The sequence below is a fragment of the Paenibacillus puldeungensis genome (genome assembly GCF_042678945.1).
GTDB lineage: Bacteria > Bacillota > Bacilli > Paenibacillales > Paenibacillaceae > Fontibacillus > Fontibacillus puldeungensis.
Genome location: NZ_JBHTLM010000033.1, coordinates 16,846 through 41,618 on the forward strand (window position 1 = coordinate 16,846; position 24,773 = coordinate 41,618).

Consider the following 24,773-nt stretch of genomic DNA (forward strand, 5'->3'; position numbering starts at 1 on the left):
CGTCTATCCTTCAGGAGATACAGACCGCCGGCTAGTGTTAGTTTTTCTAAATGTATTTAGTACATCTATCTCTTGGGAAAATGTGTTTTTTTGGATTTTAGCTGTAAAATATGCATCTAAATTGGGCCAATTTGTATTGGTAAGGTTATTTTGTTTCCTTTAGCTGCACTTTTTGCATTTAAATGCTCAATACTGCCAATAAGGTGATGTTTAAATGTACTAAATGCATTTAATAAAGGCTACAGTGGGTTCAACGGTTACAAGGAGTTCAACAAAACAAAACCCATTTTCCACTCGCCTACTCGCGCCGTACGAGCCGCGGCGTGTTTCGCAGCGCCGGAATGCTCCCGGCGCCGATGCCGAACATGGCGGTGCGCAGTTCAAGCTCAACGCGCTCCAGCAGCGCGTCCAGCCGCTCCTCCGAGTGCACCGCCGGCTCCAGCAGCGCCCGGCCGAACCCGGCCAGGTCCGCGCCAAGCGCCAGCGCTTTGGCCGCGTCCACGCCGGTGTTCAGGCCCCCGCTGCCAACCAGGGCGGCGTCCGGTACCGCCGCCCGTACCTCGCGGATACATTCGGCGGTGGGGATGCCCCAATCCGCGAATGCCTCCGCAGCCGCGCGGCGCACCGGGTCCGCGCTGCGGAACTTCTCGACCTGGCTCCAGGAGGTGCCTCCGGCACCGGCCACGTCGATAAAAGCTACGCCCGCCTCGCGGAGCCGCTTCGCCGTGCTGCCGTCAATGCCCCAGCCGACCTCCTTGACGCCGACCGGCATCGGCAGCGCCTGGCATACCTGCTCGATTCGCTCCAGCAGCCCGGCAAAAGCAGTGTTCCCCTCCGGCTGAAACACCTCCTGCAGGCTGTTCAGGTGAAGCACCAGCATGTCCGCTCCGGCGATTTCTACGGCCCGCAGGCAATCGTCTACTGTAAATCCGTAGTTGAGCTGCACTGCGCCCAGGTTGGCGATCACGGGAATCGTCGGCGCTTTCCGCCGCACCGCAAAAGTCGCCGCCAGCTCCCTCCGCTCCACCGCAGCGCGAACGGAGCCAACGCCCATCGCCCAGCCGCGGCGCTCCGCCGCTTCAGCAAGTCGCTCGTTAATAACGCCGGCCAGTTCGCTGCCGCCGGTCATCGAGCTGATCAAAAGCGGTGTGCGAAGAGGTGCGCCTAGAAACGTTGTCTTCAGGCTAATTTGGTCAAAGTTTAGCTCTGGCAGCGCATTGTGGCGGAACATGTATTTTTCAAACCCCGTCCGAATGCCTTCCGCATTAACCTGTTCCTCTAAACATAGGCGAATATGCTCGGTCTTACGTTCAGATGTATTCTCCATCTCGCCTCTCCTTTACGTTCTTTCAGCATAAAAAACTATAGCAGCGGGGACAGCAGCCGCGCGGCCGATTCCATAAACCGAACCGTCATTTTCTTCTTCATAAATACCTCACGGTCAATCCTTTTAGCAGACAACAGGTCGCGCTCAAAATTGTTGACAATCTTCGATATGCTATCGCTATGTACTAGTAATGCGTTCACTTCAAAATTCAGGTGGAAGCTGCGCATATCCATATTCGCGGTACCAACCGTAGCGACCTCCCCATCCACGATCAGCAGCTTGGAATGTAAGAAGCCTTTCTCATATTCGAATATTTTTACCCCAACTTCAAGCAGGCTTGGAAAATAAGAATGTGAAGCAAGAAATGGCAGCCATTTATCGGGCTTGGCCGGAAACAGAATTCGCACGTCAATCCCCGACAGCCCAGCTACCCGCAGCGCGGTAAGGATATCCTCGTCCGGGATAAAATATGGCGTAGCCAGCCAGACCGACTTTTTAGCGGAGGTGATCATCGCGAAGAAAATATTTTTGAGCGTCCGGCTCTCATTATCCGGCCCGCTCGGCACGATCTGAACCGCACCGCTGCAGCCATCCTCCAGCTCCGGCGACAAATATTCCAGCTCCATAATTTTTTCCCCGGTAACGTACTGCCAATCCTGCAGAAAAATAATTTGCAGCGACCGGACCGCCTCTCCCTTGACCAGCATGTGTGTGTCCCGCCAGAAGCCGTACGCCTTAGTTCGGCTCAAATACTCGTCTCCGATATTTAGCCCGCCGATAAAGCCGGTGTTCCCGTCGATGACAACGATCTTCCGGTGGTTCCGGTAATTCACCCGGCTTGATAGCGAGAGAAAACGCACTTCACCGTAGATTCCCACCTTCACGCCAGCATTACGTAGTTCGTTAATGAACGGTTTTGGTAAACCGATACTGCCTACCGCATCAAACATAAACCGCACTTCGACGCCCGCGCGCGCCTTCTCAATCAACGTCTTCTGAATCTCCCGGCCGATATCATCCGCACGGTAAATATAATACTCCATGTGAATATGATGCTTCGCCTTCTTGAGCTCTTTCAGCAATGTGGAAAAGGTTTCTTCCCCATTGGTGAGTACCTGGGTATGGGTCGCCATCGAAAATGGAGTACGAGCTAGGCGCTGTGACATTTGCAGCAGCCGCTGCTGACTCGGGCTGAACTGAGATAGGTCGCGCGGCAATAGCTTGCCGTTATAATCGATTCGTTCGTAGCTTAGCCGGTCCTGCTCCGCCTTTTTGTCAAACTTGCGCCGTTTGAAATAATTTTGTCCAAGTAAAAAATACAGCACTAGTCCTACGACAGGCAGAAGGGCGAGTACGAGAATCCAGGCTACTGTACTGGAGGGATTCCGATTTTCCATAAAAATGGCCAGCCCAATCGTAATTACGGTCAGCGTTTGAAAAATACTGACTAGCGTACCTCCAAATTTACCGAAGACGCCAAATCCAAAATAGTAAAAAGCAAATAAAACGGCAGCGATTATGGTGATTTGAAGTCCTCGTCTCATCGTTGTACTCCTTATTCACTGTAGTGGTGCATGATTCCATTTTACATGAACGTTGTCTTTGTTCCTACTGCATTAGTTAAAAAAAGTCCGATATTTGGTAATTTGAATCTACTTCTTCATCTGTAATATAATCATATTGACCCATAAGTCAGATCGAGAACTGATAAGTCAGAAAGGAGGCATAGGGACTTTTGTCCACCCCATCTCAAGAAAAAAAGAAAATAATACTTAGAACTGCGATGCAGCTATTCGCCGCCAAGGGTGCTTCGGCTACATCGATGCAGGAGCTTGCCGAAGCATGCGGCATGTCTAAGGGAAGTCTGTACCTCCATTTCAAGTCGAAGGAGGAGCTGGAGCTCAGCCTGTTTGACTATTGCTATCAAATGCTGCTGGACCAGCTCATGCAAGCAGACCTTAAAACCGATCTAACCCCTAAGCAGAAGATGTGTCGACAGTTGGAGATTATGCTGGAACTGGTGCTGGAGCTGCGGGAATTTCTATTAATGCAGTTTAGGGATTGGCTAAAAAACGGGATATTTTTTCCGGAACCGGAAGCCGTCAAGGCATACAACATCAAATTGCTGAGCTATGCCAAAGACTTGCTTGAAGCTGTCTACGGGCCGGGAATCAAACCCTATGTCAACGATCTCATCATCATCGCCTACGGTATGATCGGGATGTATATTCGCCTGCTGTTTGATCCTAGCCTGCACATTAAAACGAGTCAGATCGCCGCTCATTTGGTCCATCTGCTCGACATTTCCGCGGACAGCCTGCTGCGAACAAAGCCGGAGCCGCTGCTCCCGGAAAATTTGCTTGAAACCTTTGTCAAGGCCGGACACTGTGAAACTCAACAGGGGCGCCACCCGCTGCTGGCTATTCGTGACCTGAAAGAATCCCTTGACCCACTGATTTCCGATAAGGTGGCCCGTCAGCATGCCTTGGAATCTCTGCAAATACTTGAGGAGGAAATTCTTGAGCTTCGCCCTCGGCGGGCTATTCTACAGGGCATGCTCGCCAATTTGTCAGCCAACCACGAGCTTAAGCCAAAGCTCACCGAGCTGGATCAGCTGCTGCAAGCCTATTTTCAGCGTTTACCATGATTTTGCCATGATTTTGGATAGACAGAGAGGAGAAGAAACCGGTTTATGAAAAGTATTATTCAGTTTTCCCTTCGCAACAAGTTTGCAATCTGGCTCTTGACCATTATCGTCACCGCAGTCGGACTATATAGCGGACTAACCATGAAGCAGGAAACGATCCCGAACATTAATGTTCCTTATTTGAGCGTCACCGCAGTGTATCCGGGAGCGGCACCGGAAGGTGTTGTACAGGATATCACCAAGCCGCTGGAGCAGCGGCTTCGTAATGTTAACGGTGTGAAGACATTAACCTCCACCTCTATGGAGAACGCCGCTTCCCTTTTCATTGAATTCGACTACGGGACAAATTTGGACAATGCCACAGCGGAGGTCCGGGAAGCGTTGAACGATGTTCAGCTCCCTGAGGCAGCAAAGAAACCTCAAATTACAAGATTCAGCCTGAGCTCGATGCCGGTCGTATCTCTCAGCCTTTCCGATCAGAAATCGAGTAATTTAGAGTCTTTAACCCGTACCACTGAAAATGATATTAAACCGGCTCTCGAAGACCTGGATGGTGTCGCTTCGGTGCAAATTGCCGGTCAGTATGTCCGGGAGGTCAGCCTGAAGTTCGATCAGGTGAAGCTCAAAGAGCTGGGACTAAGCGAGGATACAGTTAAAGGAATCGTTCAGGGTTCCGCGCTCCGTGTACCGCTTGGTCTGTTCGATATGGAACAAGCCCAGAAAGCCGTTGTTGTCGATGGAAACGTCACTACCGTCGATGATCTGAAGAACCTGGCCATTCCGGTCGTTCCAAAAACGCCTGTCGCAGGCACGGCAAATGGCGCTCCTGCCGGAGCAGCCGGAAATGCCAATCCTGCCGGTATGGCAGGTGGAGCAGCATCTGCGCCCGGTGCCAAGTCCCCTGCAGCCAGTGGTGCAGGTGCGGCCGGTGCGGGAAGCGTAGGACCGAGCGGCGCTGGTGCTATGGGAACTGCCCCAATTGGCATTCCTACTGTAAAATTGGGCGACATTGCCGAGATCGAAACGATCGGCAAAGCCGAATCCATTTCACGCACCAACGGCAAGGAGTCTATCGGCATCCAAATCGTCAAAGCCAACGACGCCAATACGGTTGATGTTGTAAACCAGGTTAAGGACAAGGTGGACGAATTAAGCAAGCAATATCCTGACATTCGCTTCAACATCATGATGGACCAAGGAAAACCAATCACGGACTCGGTCAATACGATGCTGTCCAAAGCGTTGTTCGGCGCCCTGTTCGCCGTGTTGATCATTTTGATCTTCCTGCGGAATATCCGCTCAACGATCATCTCCATCATTTCGATTCCTTTGTCGCTGCTGATCGCCATATTGGCATTGCGACAAATGGATATTACGCTCAACATGATGACGCTGGGCGCAATGACCGTCGCGATCGGCCGGGTGGTCGACGACTCGATTGTCGTTATCGAGAATATTTACCGCCGCTTGTCGCTCACCGGAGAGAAGCTGAAGGGCGGCAAGCTTGTCGTTGAGGCCACTCGTGAAATGTTTATACCGATTATGGCCTCGACGATTGTCACGATCGCCGTCTTCCTTCCGCTCGCTTTCGTAAGCGGGATGGTCGGGGAACTGTTCAAGCCTTTTGCGCTGACCATCGTCTTCTCCCTGCTGGCTTCGCTGCTGGTCGCCATCACGCTAGTACCGGCGCTTGCGCATACGTTATTCCGCAAAGGGCTTAAGCATACGCATAATCATGACGTGAACCCGAAAGGCATCGCCCGCGCATATCAACGTGCGTTGAACTGGTCTTTATCCCATAAGCTGATTACGTTTGGTATGGCGGTTGTTCTGCTGGTGGGAAGCCTGTTCCTCTATCCACTCGTCGGCGTCAGCTTCATTCCGGAGCAGGAGGACAAATACGTGATGACTACGTATGCCCCGGCTCCAGGCGCGCGGCTCGAGGATGTCGAGCAGGATATGCAAAAAGCCGAGAAGTACATTATGGATCAACCCGGCGTGGAAAAGATGCAGTATTCCATCGGCGGCAGCAGCCCGCTTAGCATGGGGTCCTCCAACTCCGCGTTATTTTACATCGCTTACAATGAAGATACGAAGCATTTTAGCGACGTAAAAGAAAAGCTGCTGAACGGCTTGCGGAAGGAGCTGCCTACCGGTGGATGGAGCGACATGTCCGAGATGATGATGGGCGGCATGGGCGGCAGCTCGCTTACCATCAACGTCTTTGGGGACGATCTAAAGCAGATCAAACCGGTGTCCGACCAAATTTTGAAATTGGTGCAGGAGGATACTAAGAACTTCAAGAAGGGCGAAACAAGCCTATCGAAAGCTTATGATCAATACACCCTGGTAGCAGATCAACAAAAACTGAGTTCCCTTGGGCTCACCGCCGGCCAGCTGGCCATGAAGCTCAGTCCGGTGCGCGAGCGTCCGGTCCTGACTGAGGTGAAGATCGACGGGAAGGATCATAAGGTGTATATCGAAACCGATTCGACTTCTTCCTATGGCAGCATCGCCGACATCGAGAACGAAACGCTGACCTCCCCGCTTGGCATACAGGTTCCGATTAAGGATGTAGCCAAGGTAGAGAAAGGCAGCTCGCCGGATTCCATCATGCGGATCAATGGCAAAATGGTCGTCGAGGTGACCGCCAAAATTACCGCAACGGATGTACAAAAGGCATCCGGCAACCTGCAAGACAAAATCGACAAGATGGATAAACCGGACGGCGTTACTGTGAAATTCGGCGGCGTTACCGAACAGATCAACGATACGTTCGGCCAGCTCGGCATCGCCATGGCAGCCGCAATTGCGATCGTCTACTTCGTACTTGTCATCACATTCGGCGGCGGTTTGGCGCCGTTCGCCATTTTGTTCTCCCTGCCGTTTATCGTCATCGGCGCCATGGTTGCGCTGCTGCTTGGCGGAGAAACATTAAACGTATCGGCGCTCATGGGTGTCCTGATGCTGATCGGGATCGTCGTGACCAACGCCATCGTATTGATCGACCGTGTCATCCACAAGGAACGCGAAGGTCTATCTACACGGGAAGCTTTGCTTGAAGCGGGAGCCACGCGGCTTCGTCCGATTCTCATGACGGCGCTGGCTACGATCGGCGCTCTGCTGCCGCTCGTCTTCGGCTGGGAGCATAGCGCAGGGATCATCTCCCGCGGGCTCGGCATCACCGTTATCGGCGGTCTGATCAGCTCGACGCTGCTTACCTTGGTCATCGTGCCGATCGTCTATGAATTCCTTATGAAATTCCGCCACCGCAAAGCCGGGGGAGCGGAGCTCGAGTAATCAAACATAGGAAAAACCGTTGGAGCCATGTGTGCTCCAGCGGTTTTTTATTTACTCGCAAGAAAAACTACCGCGAATCGTGGTCTGTCTCCCCTTGTCTCCCCTGAAAGTACGTCGATCGACTGTTTCTCCATCGCTGGTGACTGGGTGGTAGCTAAATGTATTTTGTACATTTATTTTTAGCAATTGTGCCTACCCCGCGTAAGTAAATGCAAAAAGTGCAGCTAAATTGAGGCAAATTTACACACCCCTTCGTTTTTAGTCCATTTGGATGCACTTTTCACAATTAAACAGTCAAAAATGGAATAAAGTTCAATATTAGATGTAGAAAATACATCTATTCAGATGCTCCCAGATTCCTTTATGCAAAAAAGGACATGCCGTCATGCGCATAAGTCGCAGCCGCGGCATAGTCCTTTATTTTTTTTGCTATGGATGCTCTCTCTATACCAACCGTTGGCTGGCCCGCCAGCGCCGAAGCTGCTGCAAATCCGAAGGAAGGAACTCCTGTAACAGCTCAGCCAGCCCCTTATACAAGGGACTTGCCGTTGCCTGCAGCAACTCTGCTGCAAACTCGGGAGCCCACTTCAGCAGGTGGTCCTCGAGAAACTTGATTTGCGCGTCAGCCAGCCCCAAGCAGCTGTAACACAGGTTTTCCTTGCTCAGCATCTCTTCGGCCAATACGGCCATAAATTCGAGCTCCAGCGCAATATGATCATCGCGTTCCCCGTTCAATTTATTAAATACGATTCCGTTGTCCGTATACATTTTTCCAACTTCCGAGATGCAGGAAAAGGCGTCAGCCCCTTCAGTTCTGCAACGAAAAATACTTTCACAGGACGCAAGCATCGCATCATGTCCCATAAACAGTCGTTCATATTCCTCGGCTTCCTTATAGCAAACACGGCGAAAGTCTTCTTCCGAAATGCCTTCCAGGTAGCTCTTAAGTCTTTGGCCACCCCGGCTCTCCGGTACCCGGTTGTTCTGTTCGACCTTTTGACGCCATTGAGCGATAAGGGACATGCGGGGCGGACGACTCAGAAAATCCATCAACAACCGGTACACCCATCCACGAAGCTCCAGCCACCGAACCTGTTCTTGCGTATAGACAAGATGTTTTGACATCATAGTCATCTCTTGGTCATCTCCTTATTTCTTTCGTACCTTATTCGCAGTATTTCTCATAACGTCATTTGCTAACCAGCCACCGATTTGGCCATCCCCATGTATGATTAAATTTTTTCATTTGATGAAAAAAAGATGACTTCCTTATATGTGCCGGAAATCATCTCAAGAGCATATACCGACACATGATTAAGGGGGATCACGTATCGCTCAAGTGCATTATAACGCAAAATGTAAGCGCTTTATGTGATCTATATTACAATTTAGTATGGACTGGTTTACGACTAACTGAAGTCATGCCCCTTTTTTTCGTACCAAATTTTTGCCTGCGCATAATCTTCCGGATGGTTCATATTGAAGGCGAGCTGTTCTTCAGAAATGCCTGTGCCCGCAGCGAGCGTTTGGCCATCCACGTACACCACTTGAAGCCCGTTTAGCCAATTCATCATTTTATGATTGCCTTCCCGTAACTCCTGATCCAGGCTGGGCAGCACGCTCCGCCGGTACACCGCGAGAAGCGGGTGGACTCTTCCGGCCACGCTCGCGACAACAGCTTCCGGCTCTCCGCGACGGCAATCCCCAATTTCAGAGACAGGGACAAAGCTCAGCAAAGCTTGAAACAGCCCACGATTAGCAAAAGGCGTATCACAGGCTACTGCAATGTTCCAATCAGCTGTAGAGGCGCTCAGTCCAGCGTGCAGCCCGGCCAGCGGCCCTGCATCCGCATAGACGTCTGTGACGACTTGCTTATCGAACAACGAGCGATAAACCTCCTTCTTGTTTCCTGCGGCGATCACGATACGTGAAGCGACCGGCTCCAGCTCCTGAATCATTTTTTCCAAAATCGTCACACCTCCGAGTCTTAGGAGAGCTTTATCCTCCCCCATTCGGCGTGACTGCCCGCCTGCGATAATAATCGCTGATACCTCCATCTTAACCACCCTGTTTATAAATTTTGGTAAAAAGAAAAAATGTTGGTTTGTATCCCCTTTCACCTGTGTGTTACATTGAAAGCATAGTCAATTCAACATGATAACGATATGGATCCGGACAGAAAGGAATGGCGCGTTTGCGAGATAATCACTTGCATTGGTCCTCTTCGTTGTTGCCTCTGAGGCTGCTTAACTTCTTTATTTACGGAACGATGGTCATTTTCGCGGCTTTTTTTCAATTATATTTGCAGGACATTGGAATGGACAAGCTGGAAATTGGGACTCTTATGTCGATCGGACCTCTGATTTCTTTAGCGGCCAATCCGTTCTGGAGGTATATTAGCGACCGGCGGCAAAATCCACGGGCTGTCCTGCTGGCGATGCTGATTGGCTTGCTTGTGATGGGACATCTGGTGTTTAAGGTAAACACCTTTCATTTGTTGTATCTGACGATGAGCTTGCTGTTCTTTTTTCAAAGCGCTCTGCTTTCGCAAAGCAACAGCCTGATTTTGGGCTATACGGAAGGAACAAAGTTCAAATTTGGAGCCTTTCGCCTATGGGGTTCCCTCGGCTGGACCTTTATCGCCTTGGCGGCAGGTCCCATTATCGATGCAATTGGGCAATACGGAATATCCCTGTTGTTCAGCGTAACGTTAATGCTGGCAATCAGCTTCACTTTATGGCTGCCGTCAATCCGCCAAACGGCAACTACGCTTTCGCTTAAATCCGCAGACATTCTGCGTACGTTTCGCCAGAAATATTTCATTGCCTTTGTTTTATTCGGCATTCTCGTCTCCATACCAAACTCCATCAATGTTATTTTTATGCCTCTGTTTATAACGGATCTCGGGGGCTCGAGATTGCAGGTGGGGGGAGCCGTCTTTCTGTCAACGGCTTTTGAGGTGCTTGCATTTGTTCTGCTAAATCGTTATTTGAAACGAAAAATCACCTATTTAATGGGCTGCATCACCATCGTCAGCCTACTTTTTGCCTTACGCTGGAATTTAATGTCTGAAGCGACGTATCCGGTACAAATCATGTTCATTCAGCTGCTGCACTCGGTAACGTTTGGCGGGTTCTTTTATGTCGGCACCAGATTGACCACCTTGCTGCTTCCAAAGCCTTTGCGCGCTTCCGGACAGGCTATATACGCCTTCGCGCTTAGCGGGTTGTCCGGTGTCATCGCTGGATCCCTCGGAGGCTGGATTTTCCAAAACTTTGGAGCTGTGTTAATGTACCGGATGGGCGTGATTATGACATTATTCGGCGCATTGGGCTATGCGGCCATGTGGTATCGAATCCACCAAAATGGTTACACTCCGGGTCTGACCCGAATCGAACCTTAACCTGCTCATTATAGTAGTGAAAAGCAATGCTCTCTAGCGTTACGCCCTCGATGTAAGAGGTTGCGCCGCTATGGGAGCATTGTTTTCTTTGTTGCCTTCTCAGTGTACAATATGAAATGCATTCCAGAGCAAGCATTTTTGGATTAATTTTTAACCGGGAAGGGGTCGTTTTTCATTGCCGAACATTAAGCAAATTGCTGAAGCTGCAGGCGTTTCCGTCACGACGGTATCCCGCGTGTTGAACCATCATCCCTACGTTAGTGAAAGCAAGCGGAAAGCCGTCGAAGAAGCTATTGCGCTGCTCAATTATTCACGGAATATGAACGCGGTTCATTTAATTAAAGGCTCGACGCAAACCGTAGGCGTCATCCTTCCCCGGATTAATCTTTTCTACTTTGCCCGAATGATGGAAGGGATGGCACAGGAGGCGCTCAAGTATAACTATAAGCTAATGCTTTGCCAGACTGCCTACCGGCCCGAGGAGGAGCGGCGTGTGCTTGAAATGCTCAGGGACAAGCAAATTGACGGGCTGGTCATTTGCTCCCGGTCTTTGCCGCTGGATCAGCTAGAAGCTTATGCAGAGTATGGCCCTATTGTACTCTGCGAGATGGTGAAGGATCGCCCGCTCTCCTCTGTCTATTTCGACCATTATGCCAGCTTTCAAAAAGCGATCATTTACCTATGGGATAAAGGCCACCGCAAAATCGGCTTTACGATCGGCCGACGTAACAGCCCTAGCAGCCGCAGACGGCTTAAAGCCTATACGGACACACTTCGGACTTTAGGCGGTGAGCCGCGGGAGGATTGGATCCTCGGCGGCTGCTCGGACATTGAGGACGGGGCCGCTCTTGTAGACCGCTTGCTGTCGCTTAAGGAACAGCCGGATGCGCTGCTCATTACAGGCGATCAGGTGGCCGCGGGCTTTATCTTTACTGCCCGGAGCCGCGGGCTTCAGGTTCCCGGCGATTATGCGGTCATCGGCTTCGACAACCAGCCGATCTCGGAAATTATCGGCATTACAACTATTGACAATCGGCTCTCCGAGATCGGGTCCCGGGCATTTGAAATCGTTCATGAGCAAATTTCCGGACAATTGAACGGGCCAGTGACCGAGGAGTTCAGCTTTCGGTTCATCGAGCGAAATTCGGTATAATTTTTTCGCCGCAAACAAGAAAAACCTGGCGGAAGATCACATGCCAGGCCCTTCGATGTGCAACTAGTTTCTGTTGTGGTGTGATTTGTGGTGCGATTTCCTCACCACTAAATGTATTTTGTACAACTAATTTTCGGCAAATTGCGGGTTTATTGATTTTAACTGCAAAAACTGCATCTAAAATGGGCCAATTGGGCTTGAAGGGGCGATTTTTCTCCTTTTAACTGCACTTTTTACAACTAAAACTCTAAGGCTCCCATAATGCCAAGATTTAACTGTATAAAATGCAATTACTACAGCGAGGAGTTCAGAGGAAACTTAGAAAAAGTCCTCAAGGTTCAGGCAGCCCGGCCGACGTTCATTTTTCAATTCACAACTCGGGTATTGTTAAAGAGCGCTTACTCCCGTACAAAAAAAGGGCGGTTCCAATCCATGTTGTCATGGTAATGAAACTACCCTTTTTTCATATTGCTGCTCGTTTCTATAACGTTCTCCCTAACAAAGCCCTACCAAGAAGCTTACTGCTTTGGCAGCTGGAATGAGCTCTTAAGCGAAACGATCCGGTTGAACACCGGATGGCCCGGCTGCGAATACTTCGTATCTACGTTGAAATAGCCGTGACGGAAAAATTGGAATTTATCCTGTGGTTTGGCCTCTTTCATATCAGGTTCGACATAGCCGTGAGCGATCGTCAGTGAATCCGGATTAATGAGGTCGAGGAACGTCTTCTCTGTTCCTACCTTTTCATCGCCTGATTCCTCATCCGATTCTTCTTCCAAGGTTTCGTCCATAATCAGCGGCTCGTACAAACGGAACTCGGCAGGTACCGCCCCGCTTGCTTCCACCCAGTGGATCGTGCCCTTAACTTTGCGGCCAGTGAAGCCGGTGCCGCTCTTCGTTTCCGGGTCATAGGTGCAGTGGATTTCCACCACGTTGCCTTCCTCGTCCTTAATGACCTCATTGCATTTGATGAAATACGCATGCTTCAGGCGAACTTCGTTCCCCGGGAACAGCCGGAAGTATTTGCTCGGCGGGTTTTCCATGAAATCTTCCCGTTCGATATAAATCTCGCGTGAGAACGGAATTTGGCGGTTGCCCATTTCCGGATTTTCGCTGTTATTTTCCGCTTCCAGCATTTCCACTTGTCCTTCGGGATAGTTCGTGATCACAACCTTCAGCGGGTCGAGCACGGCCATCGTCCGCGGTGCTTTCAGCTTCAAATCCTCGCGGATGAAATGCTCCAGCATTTTCGGGTCAATTGAGCCGTAGGCTTTGGATATCCCTGTTTCAAAAACGAACGTTTTGATCGCCTCAGGTGTATATCCACGGCGGCGCAGCCCGGAAATCGTCGGCATCCGCGGATCGTCCCAGCCGTCTACATAACCTTCCTCTACGAGCATTTTCAGCTTACGTTTACTTGTCACGGTTTGCGTCAGGTTTAGACGTCCAAACTCGTATTGATGCGATACGTTTGGCATTTCCGTTTCAGCAATCGCCCAATCGTAAAACGGACGTTGGTCCTCAAACTCCATCGAACAGAGCGAGTGCGTCACGCCTTCGATGGCATCCTCGATCGGGTGGGCAAAAGTATACATCGGATAAATGCACCATTTGTCTCCGGTGTTATGGTGTGTAGCATGCACGATCCGGTAAATGACAGGGTCGCGGAAGTTAATGTTCGGCGAAGCCATATCGATCTTGGCGCGCAGCACCTTCTCGCCATTCTTGAATTCACCGGCCCGCATCCGTTCAAACAGGTCCAGGTTCTCTTCCACGGAGCGGCCGCGATATGGGCTGTTTTTTCCCGGCTCGGTCAACGTTCCACGCAGCTCACGGATTTGTTCTGCGCTCAGATCGTCGACATAGGCCTTGCCCTTCTTGATGAGCAGCACGGCGCGATTGTACATTTCCTCGAAATAGTCGGAAGCGTAACGCAGCTCTTCCCATTCAAAACCGAGCCACTTGATATCCTCCTGGATCGAGTTGACGTATTCGACATCTTCCTTGACCGGGTTCGTATCGTCAAACCGCAAATGGGTCCGGCCGCCGAACTCGTCAGCCAGCGAGAAGTTGATCCAAATCGCCTTGGCATGTCCAATATGTAAATAACCGTTCGGCTCCGGCGGAAACCGCGTTACAACGGTCTTTACTTTGCCGTTCTTCAAATCTTCCGAAATAATGTTCTTAATAAAATTGGGAGGGGTGAAATTGTTCTCCACGGGTTATCAACCTTTCCATTCATTGAAATCTGTACCTTTGTTCCCCGACTTTTTTCTTCTTCTTAATATAACGATATCCCCCAAATAGTTCAATGCCTGAAGCATATTCCCACTTGCGCTAGCGTTTTTTTGATATGATAGGGATACTTTAGTACACTTTAAAAAAAAGCGAAAGGACGAAGATCAATATGGCACAAAAACCGGTTAAGCTGTCAAAAGAACAACGGGAAATGAGCATTGCCCAGATTCAGCAATTTTTCGAGGAAGAGCGCGGTGAAACGCTGGGTGAACTTGCGGCAGACGGAGTGCTCGACTTTTTCCTCACAAATATAGGACCGTATGTATACAATCAAGCGCTTGGCGACTGCCGCCAAATTTTAAACCAGCGCATGGTCTCCATGGAGGAGGACATTTATGCGCTGGAGGTCAGACCTAAGCTGTCCCGCTAAAACGTTCCTTTCGGCGATAGCCCGGTACATCTAGACCTTGCGCCACATGAGCACATCATCTACATACTGCCCGTTGAGATAGAACTCGTCGACCAATCGTCCCTGCTCAGTAAAGCCGCAGCTCCGGTAGAACGCCATCGCCCCGGCGTTGCTTGACAGTACACGCAGGGACAGCTTACGAATGCCGCGCTCGGTCGCAACCGCTTTAATCGCATCCATCAGTCTATGCCCAACCCCACACCCTTGATAATCGGGGTGCACCGCGATATTAAGTTCATAGACATGTCCGTTGCTTGGAAGCGGCGTGGGCGGTTTAAAGCCCAAATATCCACAAATCCGGTCGCCCATGCCAGCCACGATCTGGCTTCCCGGCTGGCAGCCCTGTAAGTATTGCTCTCGTGAGTCCCAGATCACTCGTTCGGCAGGAGTATTGCAAACATCCCATACGAGGGCGTCGATCTCCATTAAAGCACCCGCATCACGCATCTCTGACAGGCGGGTCCATATCTCACTATGCATTACAGTCTCTCCTTTCCAGTCCGTTGCTATATTAAAAAGTCAACGCCGCCTCAGCCTTACATCGTGGAAGTAATCCGTGCTGGCCTTTCGCGGTCATCCCGGTTAATGAAGGCGTGGATGAGGAAAGCCCCAAGCGACAATACGGCAATTCCCACCGACAGCCAAGCGACCGGGACAAGCCCGTTCCAGTCGAACAGCATGCCCATCGCATAAGGACCGATTACTCTGCCGGCCGCACCCATCCCCCCGACCAAGCCGAGATAGAAGGGAGCCCCTTTTCCGGTTCGTTCCGAAATATAGGCGGGGATGGCGGGCGATATCAGCATTTCCCCAAAGGTAGCGAATACCATGGCCAAAACCATGCTTGGATAGGTGTGGAAGCTAAGAATCGTTACATAACCGGCCATGTAAAACAAGGCGCTAGACGACATCTGCGCCAGGGTGGACTCGGCAAAGGTCCGTTTCACCCATAAGACAAAAGGTTGTCCTACAAAAATGAGCACCCCGTTGAGCGTCCACAAAACGCTGTAATTCCATTCCGGCATCCCGTTTGAAATCGTGTAAGGAGATACTCCATTGTTCCAGATGCAGTTCGCAAACCAGAGAAAAAACGAACCTATTCCCATAAACAAATAAACCGGGTAACGGCGCAGCAGGCTCCAGGCACTTAGCCCATCTGCGACATTTTTGCGCTTTTCCAGATGCAGCTCGCCCTGATCTTTTTGAACTCTGTTCAAATAAAACCAGAAAAAGAGCGCAAACGCAGCCGAAGTCAGCCCATTCGCGACGAAGCTGAGGTCATAAGAGATTCGGGCCAGAAAACCGCTGAGCGCCGTGCCGATCGCAACGCCGATATTGTTGGCGACGTAGATGATGTTAAACAGTTCTTCCCGCCGCTCAGTAAACCGGAACCCGATAAACGCCTGGATTGCCGGCGCGGCCAGCGCATTGAAAAATCCAATCAGGCCCATAAACAGCATGAACAGACTCCAATTTCCACTCCCATAGGGTAAGAGCACCAAGAACAACGCGTTCAAGCCGAGTCCGCCAACGATAAGCTTTTTTACCCCAAGTCGGTGATACAAGGCCCCGCCAAGCAACTGCCCGGCGATCCCGCCCAGCGACATGACCAGAATGACCAAGCCGGCATCGGTTACCGTTCGTCCAAGTATTTTGAACACAAACATCGTAACCAGAGGCCACATTAAGGAACCGCCGGCAGAGCTGATCAGACTGGCAACCAGAAAGACCCTGACCTCCCGCGGGTAGGACTGCAACCATTTCATTTTGTTCTCTCTCCCCTCTATGAGCATGCGATTTCCGGAGCCGATTCCATCAAGATATGCCCGTATGCAACTATGAAAAAAGAGGGCCACAAGGGCCCTCCTGTCCATCGCTTTAGTTCCGTGAATTAAAGCTCCACTACGCCCAGATTAGAATAGTATCGCCTAAAATATTGCGCCAAGCAAGCACTTCTATTGACGCTTTACATCGACAGTAGTCGAGAAAAATACAGCACCGCCGCCCATGTCGGCCAGCCGATCAGGAGTCAGGGCGTTCGCACGACCCTTCCGTCCCTTGCCATCTTGCTCCCACCACAGACCCTGGCTGATGACAGTACCGGGGAGCATTTTATCGGTCACCGAGGCTTTGACGACATAACTTCCCCGATCGTTCCATACCGTCACCTCATCGCCGTCTGCGATCCCTCGCTTAGCCGCATCCTGCGGATGGATCTGCAGCAATGGGCTCTTTTCCAGCGCTGTCAGCTTCTCCACATTGCTGAAGGATGAGTTTAAGAAGCTGTGGTTCGGCGGCGATATGAACATGAGCGGATAGCTCGCATCTGCCGCAGGACGGCGCTCGCCGTCATAGCCCTCGTGCAGCTTGGTGTAGGTAGGCAGCGGCGGCAAGCCGGCAGCCTCCAGCGCAGTAGAGTACAACTCGATTTTTCCAGAAGCGGTCGGGAGCGTATCCAGATAACGTTTTTGGGGCTCCATATTCAGCTTTACGGCCCGCTCAGCTTTCAGCTTCTCGAGCGTCACGCCATCCAGGTAAGGATTGTCTGCGAACTCCAGCGCCTGCCGAATCATATCCTCCTCCGTATCGTTAAACGCGTCCTCCTCAAAGCCCATAGCTGTAGCCAACAGCTTGAACAGCTCGACGTTGCTTTTGCTTTCGCCCTGGGCCGGAATGACCGGCTCCTGAAGCTGAACATAATGATGCCAATAAGAGCTGTATAAGTCCGTATTTTCAAAAGAGGACGTCGCCGGCAGCACAATGTCGGCGAACTTTGCCGTGTCCGTCATAAACAGGTCGTGCACGACGGTGAACAGATCGTCCCTCCGGAGTCCCTGCTCCACCTTTCCCGTGTCCGGAGCGACTACCGCAGGGTTGGAGCAGTAGACGAACAACGCACGGATCGGCGGGTTCAGCGTCAGCAGGGCTTCGCCCAACTGGTTCATGCTGACCTCGCGAGCCTCCGGGTTCGGCCGTAAGTCCGGCCGTTCCAGCGCCGCTGCGTTCATTTTACCGTAGCCTCCGTTCGTCTTGTAAGCACCGCCGCCGGGGACGAGCCACTGACCTGTCAACGCAGGCAAGCAGCTGATCGTCCGGACTGTCATACCGCCATTGTCATGATGCTGCAGCCCGTTCCCAATGTGGATGTAGGCGGGCGAAGTCTCGCCGTAAAGAACGGCCAGTTTGACGATGTCCTCTGCCGGAATCCCCGTGATGACGGAAACCCGCTCCGGCGAGTATTCCTTCACATGCTCGCGCAGCTGCTCGTGACCGACCGTATACCGCTTCATGAACGGTTCGTTCGTGAGGCCTCGCTCGAACAATACATGCATGATGCCCAGCGCTAGAGCCGCATCCGTACCCGGATAGAGCGGAATGAACCAGTCGGCCCGCTGCCCCGTACGGTTGCGGTGTACATCGATCACGACGAGCTGCGCCCCCTGTTTGCGGGCTTTCTCGATCAAAGCGATCTGATGCATGTTCGTGCTGACGAGATTGCCTCCCCAGATGATGATCAGCTTGGCGTTGATAATCTCTTCGGGGCTCATACCGCCGCCAAAGCCCATCGTATATTTCCAGCCCTTGTTCCCAGCTGCATTACATATCCCCTGCTGCAGCACGGTCGAACCGAGGCGGTTGAAAAAACGCCGATCCATGCCGTCGACGCTGAGAATCCCCATGTTGCCGTAGAAGCTGTACGGCATGATCGATTCCGGCCCAAAATCGCGAATCAGCGACTTATAACGCTGACTGATTTCTTCTATAGCTTCGTCCCAGGAAATACGTTCAAATTTCCCTTCGCCCTTGGCGCCGATGCGTCTTAGCGGATACAGCACCCGTTCCGGATGGTAGACGCGCTCCGCCATGTTCCGGACTTTATTGCAAATGGCACCCTGCGTGATCGGGTGGTCAGGGTTGCCCGTCACTTTCACGATTTTTCCGTTTTCCTTATGAAGCAGCAAGCTGCAGGTATCCGGACAATCCAGCGGGCAAACCGCCGGAAATATACCGTTCTCTTCGTGGATCATCTTCTATCCATCCCTCCTGTCTACGCTATTGTAGAAAAAAGCTTGGAGTGTGTCTATATGTGCTTCAAGCGTAAGATACGCCAAAGGATGGCTAAAAGTTGATAGGCCGAGCAGTTAACTCGCCATAGTGCGCCGAATAAATGTAAAAAATACATCTAAATCAAGCCGATTCACGCCTCCGCCAGAAATAAATGTAAATTGTGCATCTAATGACGAGCATATGACTTTCTCAGCTTGATTTCTGCTGTTTTAAATGCACTTTTTGCATCTATTTTCTCAAACTGGCCTCATTGAGTCGATTTAACTGTACTAAATACATTTACAGTGGACTAAGGTGTCTTGGGCATGCAGCCGGTGGCAGGTAGAAATTAGGCACGGTTGGAACGGTGCAGCATTGGGCTGGTAACAGCAGGCAGCACACGGACAGCATACAGTAAATTGTCATCCACACGAGCCAGCTTCGCAGATAAGTTGTACAAATCAAAAGGCCGCCTCCCAAAAACCGGGATAAGCGGCCTCTTACGTTAATATATCGATTAAGCGGTTTTGCCTGCCTTAGCGGAAGCTTGACCCGCCGGAGCATCCTTTTGCACCTTATCCTTCAAATAGGCGGTCCAATAAGCACCGGCTACGAACAGAGCGCCGCCGGTCAAGTTGCCGAGCCATACCGGGACAAAGTTTTTGAGGTACTCACCCCAGGAATAGTAGCCCTCAAAGATTGCCGCTGGAATCAAGAACATGTTAGCGACAACGTGCTGGAAGCCGATAGCAACGAATGCCATCGTTGGGAACCAAATCCCGAGGATTTTACCGCTCATGTCGTCCGCACCGTAAGACAGCCAAACAGCCAAAGCGACCAGCCAGTTACAGCCGATCCCGGAAACAAACGCTTGAAGGAAGCTGTCATCCAGCTTATGACCGGCCAAGTCCACCAATTTATCCAAAAACGGGCCACTGGAAGTCAAACCTACGACATGCCCGAAGAAATAAGCGACAAACAAAGCGCCAACAAAGTTGCTAAGTGTGATCAACACTAGATTTTTGATGACTTCACCCGTGGAAATCTTCTTGGCCATCCGCGCCAGCGGAACAGCCATCATGTTGCCCGTTAGCAGTTCTCCGCCAGCCAGCAGCACCAGGATGAGCCCGAGCGGGAACACCGAAGCGCCGATAAAGGTTGCAATGCTTCCCCATTCTTTCGGAGCACTGCCGACGACGCGAATATTCAGCAGAAAACCTAAAGCAATAAATGCCCCGCCCATAAAGCCGAGTATAAGAACAGTCAGCAGCGGGTTATGCGCTTTTTTGATCCCGTTCTCGACGGTCACTTCCGCAATCTGCGCTGGTTTATGGTAAGCCATGATCCTGTCTCCTTTTGAGGCATTCCAAAATAGCGGTCCTTTCTAGCTTTCCACACCTGTTAAACGGAAAAAGCCATACATCATACATATGGTGTGTTGAAGGAACGCTCTTTTTGAACGCGCACTTTATTTTATATTACATTTATCGTTCATTAACCGAGTCTATTGTAGCGTGCCTCTTCCTTCGGAATAAGTAACAAAGATCACGATAACGTTTTCATAGAGTGAAAAAATTCACATTCCCAGTTATGTAAAAATAATCAGATGGTGTGATTCGTGATTCGAGCAGACCATAAAATACCCTTAACTAACATCGCTGCTCAAAAATGAACCCGACCGAGCAAGACAAAGGAGTCTTTTTCGGCCGGGTGGTTTTTCTCAAACTTTATACAAGAGTACCTTCCATCTCAGGAACCTTTGGCAGCGCCTGCAGGCCTGCACTGTTCAGGAAGTTCCAAGGCTTGTTATAATGCGGCTGGAAGAAGAAATCGACGAAGGCCAGTTCCTCCATTTTCATACCATTTTGGATGCATACCGACATCGTGTTGATCGATTGGGTAAGGTCCACCTTGGACATGATTTGCGCTCCGAGAATGCGCCGGGTGTTTTTCTCGTAAACGACCTTCAGCATCACCGGCTCATGGGTTGGCATAAATTCCGGACGATAGCTATCCGTGATGAACACCGCCTCTGCATCAAGCCCTGCATCCTTAGCAGCTGTTTCCGTAAGCCCGGTGGCCGCAATGTTGTCCTCGAAAATTTTGATGCCCGAAGTACCTTGTGTCCCCATGTATTTTACAGTCGGAGCAAGCAAATTGCGAGCGATCAAAGTTCCCATGCGCACGGCGTTCGTCGCCAGCGGAATGTAGGAATGCTTTCCTGTCGGATTGTAAATAATAGCGCAGCTGTCTCCAGCCGCATAAACATCCGGTTTGCTGGTGCGCATGTACTCATCGACGATAATCGCGCCGTTGTCCAGCATATCGACCTGACCCTTCAGCAGCTCGGTATTTGGACGGAAGCCGATACACATAATGACGAGGTCCGCTTCATATTGCCCGTGATCGGTAATGACCCGGGTTACTTTTCCGTCCTGACCCTCGAACTTCGTTACCTTCTCGCCGAGCGCAAGCTTGATGCCGTGCTCTTTCATCGAACGCTCGATTTTGTCGGTATATTCAGCATCAAGGTACTTGCTGAGCACACGGCTTTCCGCATCGATCAGCGTTACACTTTTCCCGTTCAATTGGAAAGCTTCAACGAGCTCCACCCCGATGTATCCGGCACCGACCACGACGATATTTTGTGCATTCTGAGCTTTTTCTATAATGGTATTGGAATGATTGTAGTTCTTGGAGAGCAAAATGTTATCCAGATCGATGCCTTCAAACTTCGGAACAATCGGCCAGGAGCCGGTCGTAACGATCAGCTTGTCAAAGGTGTCGCTAAACTGCTCACCGGTTTGCAAATTGCGAGCCTGCAGCGTTTTTCCGTTCGTGTCCACCGAAATAACCTCATGCAGCATTTTTGTTTTAACGCCTAAATCGGCTAGCTGCTGCGGCGAGGAATAGAACAACCCCTCCGGATTCTTCACCATGCCTCCCACATAAAGCGCAATCCCGCACGATAAAAAAGAAATATTGTCATTCCGCTCGTATACCGTAATTTCCGCGTCCGGGTATAGCTTCGCCGTATTAACAATAGCGGCCGTTCCTGCGTGTGTACATCCAATAACTGCAACTTTCATGATTTCATCCTCCTCAAGTTTCCTATCTTTGTAGAGAAATTTTCATTTTCATCCTTAGATATTGTGAAAAGTATCACTTAAATGAATCCAGTTTTGTGAAATGTTTCACCTGTGACATTTATTATAGTGTGATATTTTTCACATTGCAAGAGGTTGGAGTGATTTTTTTCATAATTTATGAAAAATGGACTCATTATGCTGCATTCACGGCTGCTTCAAGGAACGTCCGCAATCTCAGCTTTCCCGGGGGAACAGTGAACTAGTCAGGAACTGTCTGGGGAAGGTGCTGCCCATAATAAAAAAACGCCTGACGGCGTCCTTTGTGATGGCTTTGACTTCTACATTGGAGGGATGGTCGTATTCTTTTGGAGAACGATCTCATCACTTCATAACTAAGCAGCCGTTCCGCCGGAATTGTGAGTAAGGCGTATTTTGCTCCTGCATAACAATGCCGAGCTGCTGCTCGAGCCTCCCACCTGGTTCCTTATCTTCCTCTACTGGAACGATGCCGCTTTGGGAGGTTGATGCTTCTCTAGCCGTTCGCCGACGCCTCCCCTGAGAACTTTCCCCTCTGAAGCTGCACGGTAGAGCTCATATGGAAGGCACAGCGGAACCCCGCTTCTTGGGTCGGTTACGATATCCGCCTCAATGCCGAAAACTTCCCGCAATACCTCAGTTGTGACCACCTCTTCCGGCGTTCCGGAGGCCACAGCCTGACCTTTTTTGATGGCAATCATGTAATGGGCGTAACGCGCAGCATGGTTCAGGTCATGGACTACCATGATGATCGTCCGGCCTGAAGTGGCGTTAAGCTCCTCCAGCAGCTGCAGCACCTCCAACTGATGCGCCATGTCTAAAAAAGTCGTCGGTTCGTCAAGGAACAAAATATCCGTCTCCTGAGCCAGTGCCATCGCGATCCACGCCCGCTGGCGCTGCCCGCCGGAAAGCTGCTCCAGCGCGCGATCACGAAACTCGCCCATTTGCGTCGCATCAATCGCCCAGTCGACGATCTGCCGATCCTCCGCCTTCAAACCACCAAAGCCCTTCTGATGCGGAAAACGCCCATAAGACACCAGCTCGTAAACCGTAAGGCCTTCCGGAGCGGTCGGGTTTTGGGGAAGAATAGCCAGCTGTTTGGCCACTTCCCGGGTTGATTGCTTATGAATCGATTTACCGTTTAGCAGCACGCTGCCCGCCTTCGGCTGTAATATGCGGGCCATCGTTTTCAGCACTGTAGATTTTCCAGAACCGTTAGCGCCCACTAGCGCCGTTATTTTCCCTTCCGGGATCGATATATTCAAATCCTCGACAATAAGTCGATCCTCATAAGCGATATCCAAATGCGAAGTTTTTAAGGAAACCATTTTATTCCCCTTTCCATGAACGGCCGTAAGGTTACCATCTATCTTGCAAGGACAGCCATACACAGTCAGCTTCATCAGCTTCATCAGCTTCATGGCTTTATCCAAGCTTCATCTGAACTTCATCTTTACGTTTTAAAGATACTGATAATCATTATCATTTGTCAACTATTTATTTCAATTTTGTTTTATTGCCAGTCCTTGTAGATAATCAGCCTCATAAGGGTAGCCTGCTATGGCGCGGTGACTTGTCTGATCCTTAGACAATGAGCGTATTTGGGTAAGTGTGGCATTGATTAGATCATTTAGCGCGTAGCCGTCCGAACTAAATGTATAATATACATCTAATTTGTGCGGATTTACTACTTATTCGGCATTAATTGTAAAAAGTACATTTAAAAGCAGCCTGTTTGGCAACTTTAGGCCAGCCCAGCCCATTTAGCTGTACTTTATACACTTATTGTCTTCAAATCGGCAAAAGGGTCAAAAATAGATGTATGCAATGCAGTTATCTCGGAAGTTTGACCGGTTATTTGTAGCCGCCGATGAACAGGGACGCTCTATCGGCATCCTCATCCTCCCATCCCGTCAATTCCGCCAAGGAACCAAATCGATTGCATACCAAAAAAGGACGCCGGCCGGCGTCCCTAAATGTTCTTGCTCGCATTATTTTTTCTTGCCGCTATCGCCGGTTCCTTTTTGAGCCGATACCGGTATAGCGTTGTAGTACTCTTCCAGCGTGATGTCCCGTTTGGCAATATCCGCTGCAATCTCTTTGCCGACGTAACGAATATGCCATGGCTCGTACTTATAGCCGGTTATAGCCTGCTTGCCTTCCGGGTACCGAATGATGAAGCCATATTCAGTCGCATGCTTCGCCAGCCAAGCCGCCTCCTTCGTATCACCAAAGCAGCTCTCCGCCGCGCATTTTCCGTCGCTGCCGGAAACATCGATAGAAAGTCCGGTCTCATGCTCGCTATGTCCAGGTACAGCGCTGTATGTCTTCGCCTTGGCTTCGCCGTCCTTCTTGACGTAGCGATTAAACAGCTTAGTCTGCGTGCTGTGTGAACGGTAGGCGGAAACCCCGGCCAAATAGATTTTATCCTTCTTCGCTGCGGTAAACATTTCTTCAAGCGCTTTGGCTGCCTCTTTGCGCATCATGCGTTTCTCGATTTTCTCGTTGAACGTAAACCGTACGTCAGGATAAACGAGATCTTTCGGCTTGTAATCATCCGGCAAGGCAAATTCCTTGTTGACCAATACAGTAATGCTTTGTGCATCAGTCGCTGCGGCCTTCACCTTACTTTTCCCGGTAGCAGTTTCAGTAGATCCTTTTGCCGCTGCCGTTTGAGGCGCCAGACTTTGCGGTCCTTTCGCTGCTTTATCCCCACAGCCCACAAACAGAGCCGCCATAATCGTAAGCATGATGGCCAGCTTGAGCGGACTTAATTTGCTGTTCATCCCTCTTCCTCCCCAATACATTCTATATCTACAACGAGTGAACCGAACAGAAAGTTACATAAAAAATATTGGTATAGCTCCACTCGTCAGCATTCATCAGCAAATACTGCGAATACTGCGGCTTCTGCCCGTTAGCGGCCTCGGCGACCCCGGCCGCCTTGGTCGTTCCCGCCACGGCGCCCACCGCCGTGGCCTTGTCCCTGGCTGCGCGGCGCACTACCGCCGCCGCGCTTGCCGTCTCCGCGACGCGCATCGCCGCCGCGGCCACCACGGGCGCC

19 protein-coding genes are annotated in these 24,773 nt (G+C 50.7%); 5 read left to right on the plus strand and 14 right to left on the minus strand.

The genetic code is table 11. The features are described 5' to 3' along the window. Positions 1-298 precede the first annotated feature (298 nt). On the minus strand, positions 299-1,327 hold the full coding sequence (gene fni, locus ACFQ3W_RS24990; RefSeq protein WP_379321957.1) for a type 2 isopentenyl-diphosphate Delta-isomerase: 1,029 nt from the start codon (positions 1,325-1,327) through the stop codon (positions 299-301). Between the two features lie 35 nt (positions 1,328-1,362). Continuing rightward, positions 1,363-2,871 carry a cardiolipin synthase gene (cls, locus tag ACFQ3W_RS24995; protein ID WP_379321958.1) on the minus strand — a complete coding sequence of 503 codons (1,509 nt, stop codon included), beginning with the start codon at positions 2,869-2,871 and terminating at the stop codon, positions 1,363-1,365. Between the two features lie 191 nt (positions 2,872-3,062). On the opposite strand from cls, the gene ACFQ3W_RS25000 reads away from it, so the two are divergent. Both ACFQ3W_RS25000 and ACFQ3W_RS25005 read left to right on the plus strand, forming a co-directional pair. Further along, entirely contained in the window at positions 3,063-3,974 is a 912-nt protein-coding gene (locus ACFQ3W_RS25000) for a TetR/AcrR family transcriptional regulator (protein WP_379321959.1), read from the plus strand. A gap of 45 nt (positions 3,975-4,019) precedes the next feature. After that, entirely contained in the window at positions 4,020-7,274 is a 3,255-nt protein-coding gene (locus ACFQ3W_RS25005; protein ID WP_379321960.1) for an efflux RND transporter permease subunit, read from the plus strand. A gap of 444 nt (positions 7,275-7,718) precedes the next feature. Here the strand turns inward: ACFQ3W_RS25005 and ACFQ3W_RS25010 are convergent, their stop codons facing one another. Both ACFQ3W_RS25010 and mobA read right to left on the minus strand, forming a co-directional pair. Further along, positions 7,719-8,408, minus strand: coding sequence for a TorD/DmsD family molecular chaperone (locus tag ACFQ3W_RS25010; RefSeq protein ID WP_379321961.1), 690 nt, complete (start codon positions 8,406-8,408; stop codon positions 7,719-7,721). Positions 8,409-8,683: 275 nt separating this feature from the next. Then, positions 8,684-9,331, minus strand: a complete 648-nt coding sequence (mobA, locus tag ACFQ3W_RS25015; RefSeq protein ID WP_379321962.1) for a molybdenum cofactor guanylyltransferase — start codon at positions 9,329-9,331, stop codon at positions 8,684-8,686. 128 nt (positions 9,332-9,459) lie between these two features. Here mobA and ACFQ3W_RS25020 point away from each other — a divergent pair, with 128 nt between their 5' ends. Together ACFQ3W_RS25020 and ACFQ3W_RS25025 are read left to right on the plus strand one after the other, a co-directional pair. Continuing rightward, the gene (locus ACFQ3W_RS25020) at positions 9,460-10,677 is read left to right on the plus strand and encodes an MFS transporter (RefSeq protein WP_379321963.1); all 1,218 of its coding nucleotides are present in this window, start codon (positions 9,460-9,462) and stop codon (positions 10,675-10,677) included. Positions 10,678-10,852: 175 nt separating this feature from the next. Further along, positions 10,853-11,830: a LacI family DNA-binding transcriptional regulator gene (locus tag ACFQ3W_RS25025; protein ID WP_379321964.1), complete on the plus strand. Its 978-nt coding sequence runs from the start codon at positions 10,853-10,855 to the stop codon at positions 11,828-11,830. 518 nt (positions 11,831-12,348) lie between these two features. Here ACFQ3W_RS25025 and ACFQ3W_RS25030 read toward each other — a convergent pair. After that, positions 12,349-14,049, minus strand: coding sequence for a glutamine--tRNA ligase/YqeY domain fusion protein (locus ACFQ3W_RS25030; protein ID WP_379321965.1), 1,701 nt, complete (start codon positions 14,047-14,049; stop codon positions 12,349-12,351). Positions 14,050-14,237: 188 nt separating this feature from the next. Here ACFQ3W_RS25030 and ACFQ3W_RS25035 point away from each other — a divergent pair, with 188 nt between their 5' ends. Then, a complete protein-coding gene (locus tag ACFQ3W_RS25035) occupies positions 14,238-14,498 on the plus strand; it encodes a DUF2164 domain-containing protein (RefSeq protein WP_379321966.1) in 261 nt (86 codons plus the stop codon). Between the two features lie 30 nt (positions 14,499-14,528). Here the strand turns inward: ACFQ3W_RS25035 and ACFQ3W_RS25040 are convergent, their stop codons facing one another. The 9 genes from ACFQ3W_RS25040 to ACFQ3W_RS25080 all read right to left on the minus strand — a co-directional run. After that, the gene (locus tag ACFQ3W_RS25040; RefSeq protein ID WP_379321967.1) at positions 14,529-15,017 is read right to left on the minus strand and encodes a GNAT family N-acetyltransferase; all 489 of its coding nucleotides are present in this window, start codon (positions 15,015-15,017) and stop codon (positions 14,529-14,531) included. A 56-nt stretch (positions 15,018-15,073) separates the two neighbouring features. Next, positions 15,074-16,303 (minus strand): MFS transporter, encoded by a 1,230-nt coding sequence (locus ACFQ3W_RS25045; protein ID WP_379321968.1) that lies wholly within the window; start codon positions 16,301-16,303, stop codon positions 15,074-15,076. 189 nt (positions 16,304-16,492) lie between these two features. Continuing rightward, the gene (locus ACFQ3W_RS25050; protein ID WP_379321969.1) at positions 16,493-18,565 is read right to left on the minus strand and encodes a molybdopterin-containing oxidoreductase family protein; all 2,073 of its coding nucleotides are present in this window, start codon (positions 18,563-18,565) and stop codon (positions 16,493-16,495) included. A 536-nt stretch (positions 18,566-19,101) separates the two neighbouring features. Then, the gene (locus ACFQ3W_RS25055) at positions 19,102-19,926 is read right to left on the minus strand and encodes a formate/nitrite transporter family protein (RefSeq protein WP_379321970.1); all 825 of its coding nucleotides are present in this window, start codon (positions 19,924-19,926) and stop codon (positions 19,102-19,104) included. 385 nt (positions 19,927-20,311) lie between these two features. Beyond that, positions 20,312-21,673: an FAD-dependent oxidoreductase gene (locus tag ACFQ3W_RS25060; RefSeq protein ID WP_379321971.1), complete on the minus strand. Its 1,362-nt coding sequence runs from the start codon at positions 21,671-21,673 to the stop codon at positions 20,312-20,314. A 494-nt stretch (positions 21,674-22,167) separates the two neighbouring features. After that, positions 22,168-23,037: an ABC transporter ATP-binding protein gene (locus tag ACFQ3W_RS25065; RefSeq protein ID WP_379321976.1), complete on the minus strand. Its 870-nt coding sequence runs from the start codon at positions 23,035-23,037 to the stop codon at positions 22,168-22,170. 526 nt (positions 23,038-23,563) lie between these two features. After that, positions 23,564-23,701, minus strand: a complete 138-nt coding sequence (locus ACFQ3W_RS25070; protein WP_379321972.1) for a hypothetical protein — start codon at positions 23,699-23,701, stop codon at positions 23,564-23,566. Then, positions 23,701-24,495 carry a M15 family metallopeptidase gene (locus ACFQ3W_RS25075; protein WP_379321973.1) on the minus strand — a complete coding sequence of 265 codons (795 nt, stop codon included), beginning with the start codon at positions 24,493-24,495 and terminating at the stop codon, positions 23,701-23,703. The genes ACFQ3W_RS25070 and ACFQ3W_RS25075 overlap by 1 nt, the downstream gene beginning before the upstream one ends. 28 nt (positions 24,496-24,523) lie before the next feature. Beyond that, positions 24,524-24,773: hypothetical protein (locus ACFQ3W_RS25080; RefSeq protein ID WP_379321974.1), on the minus strand; the 250-nt coding region annotated here is incomplete at its 5' end.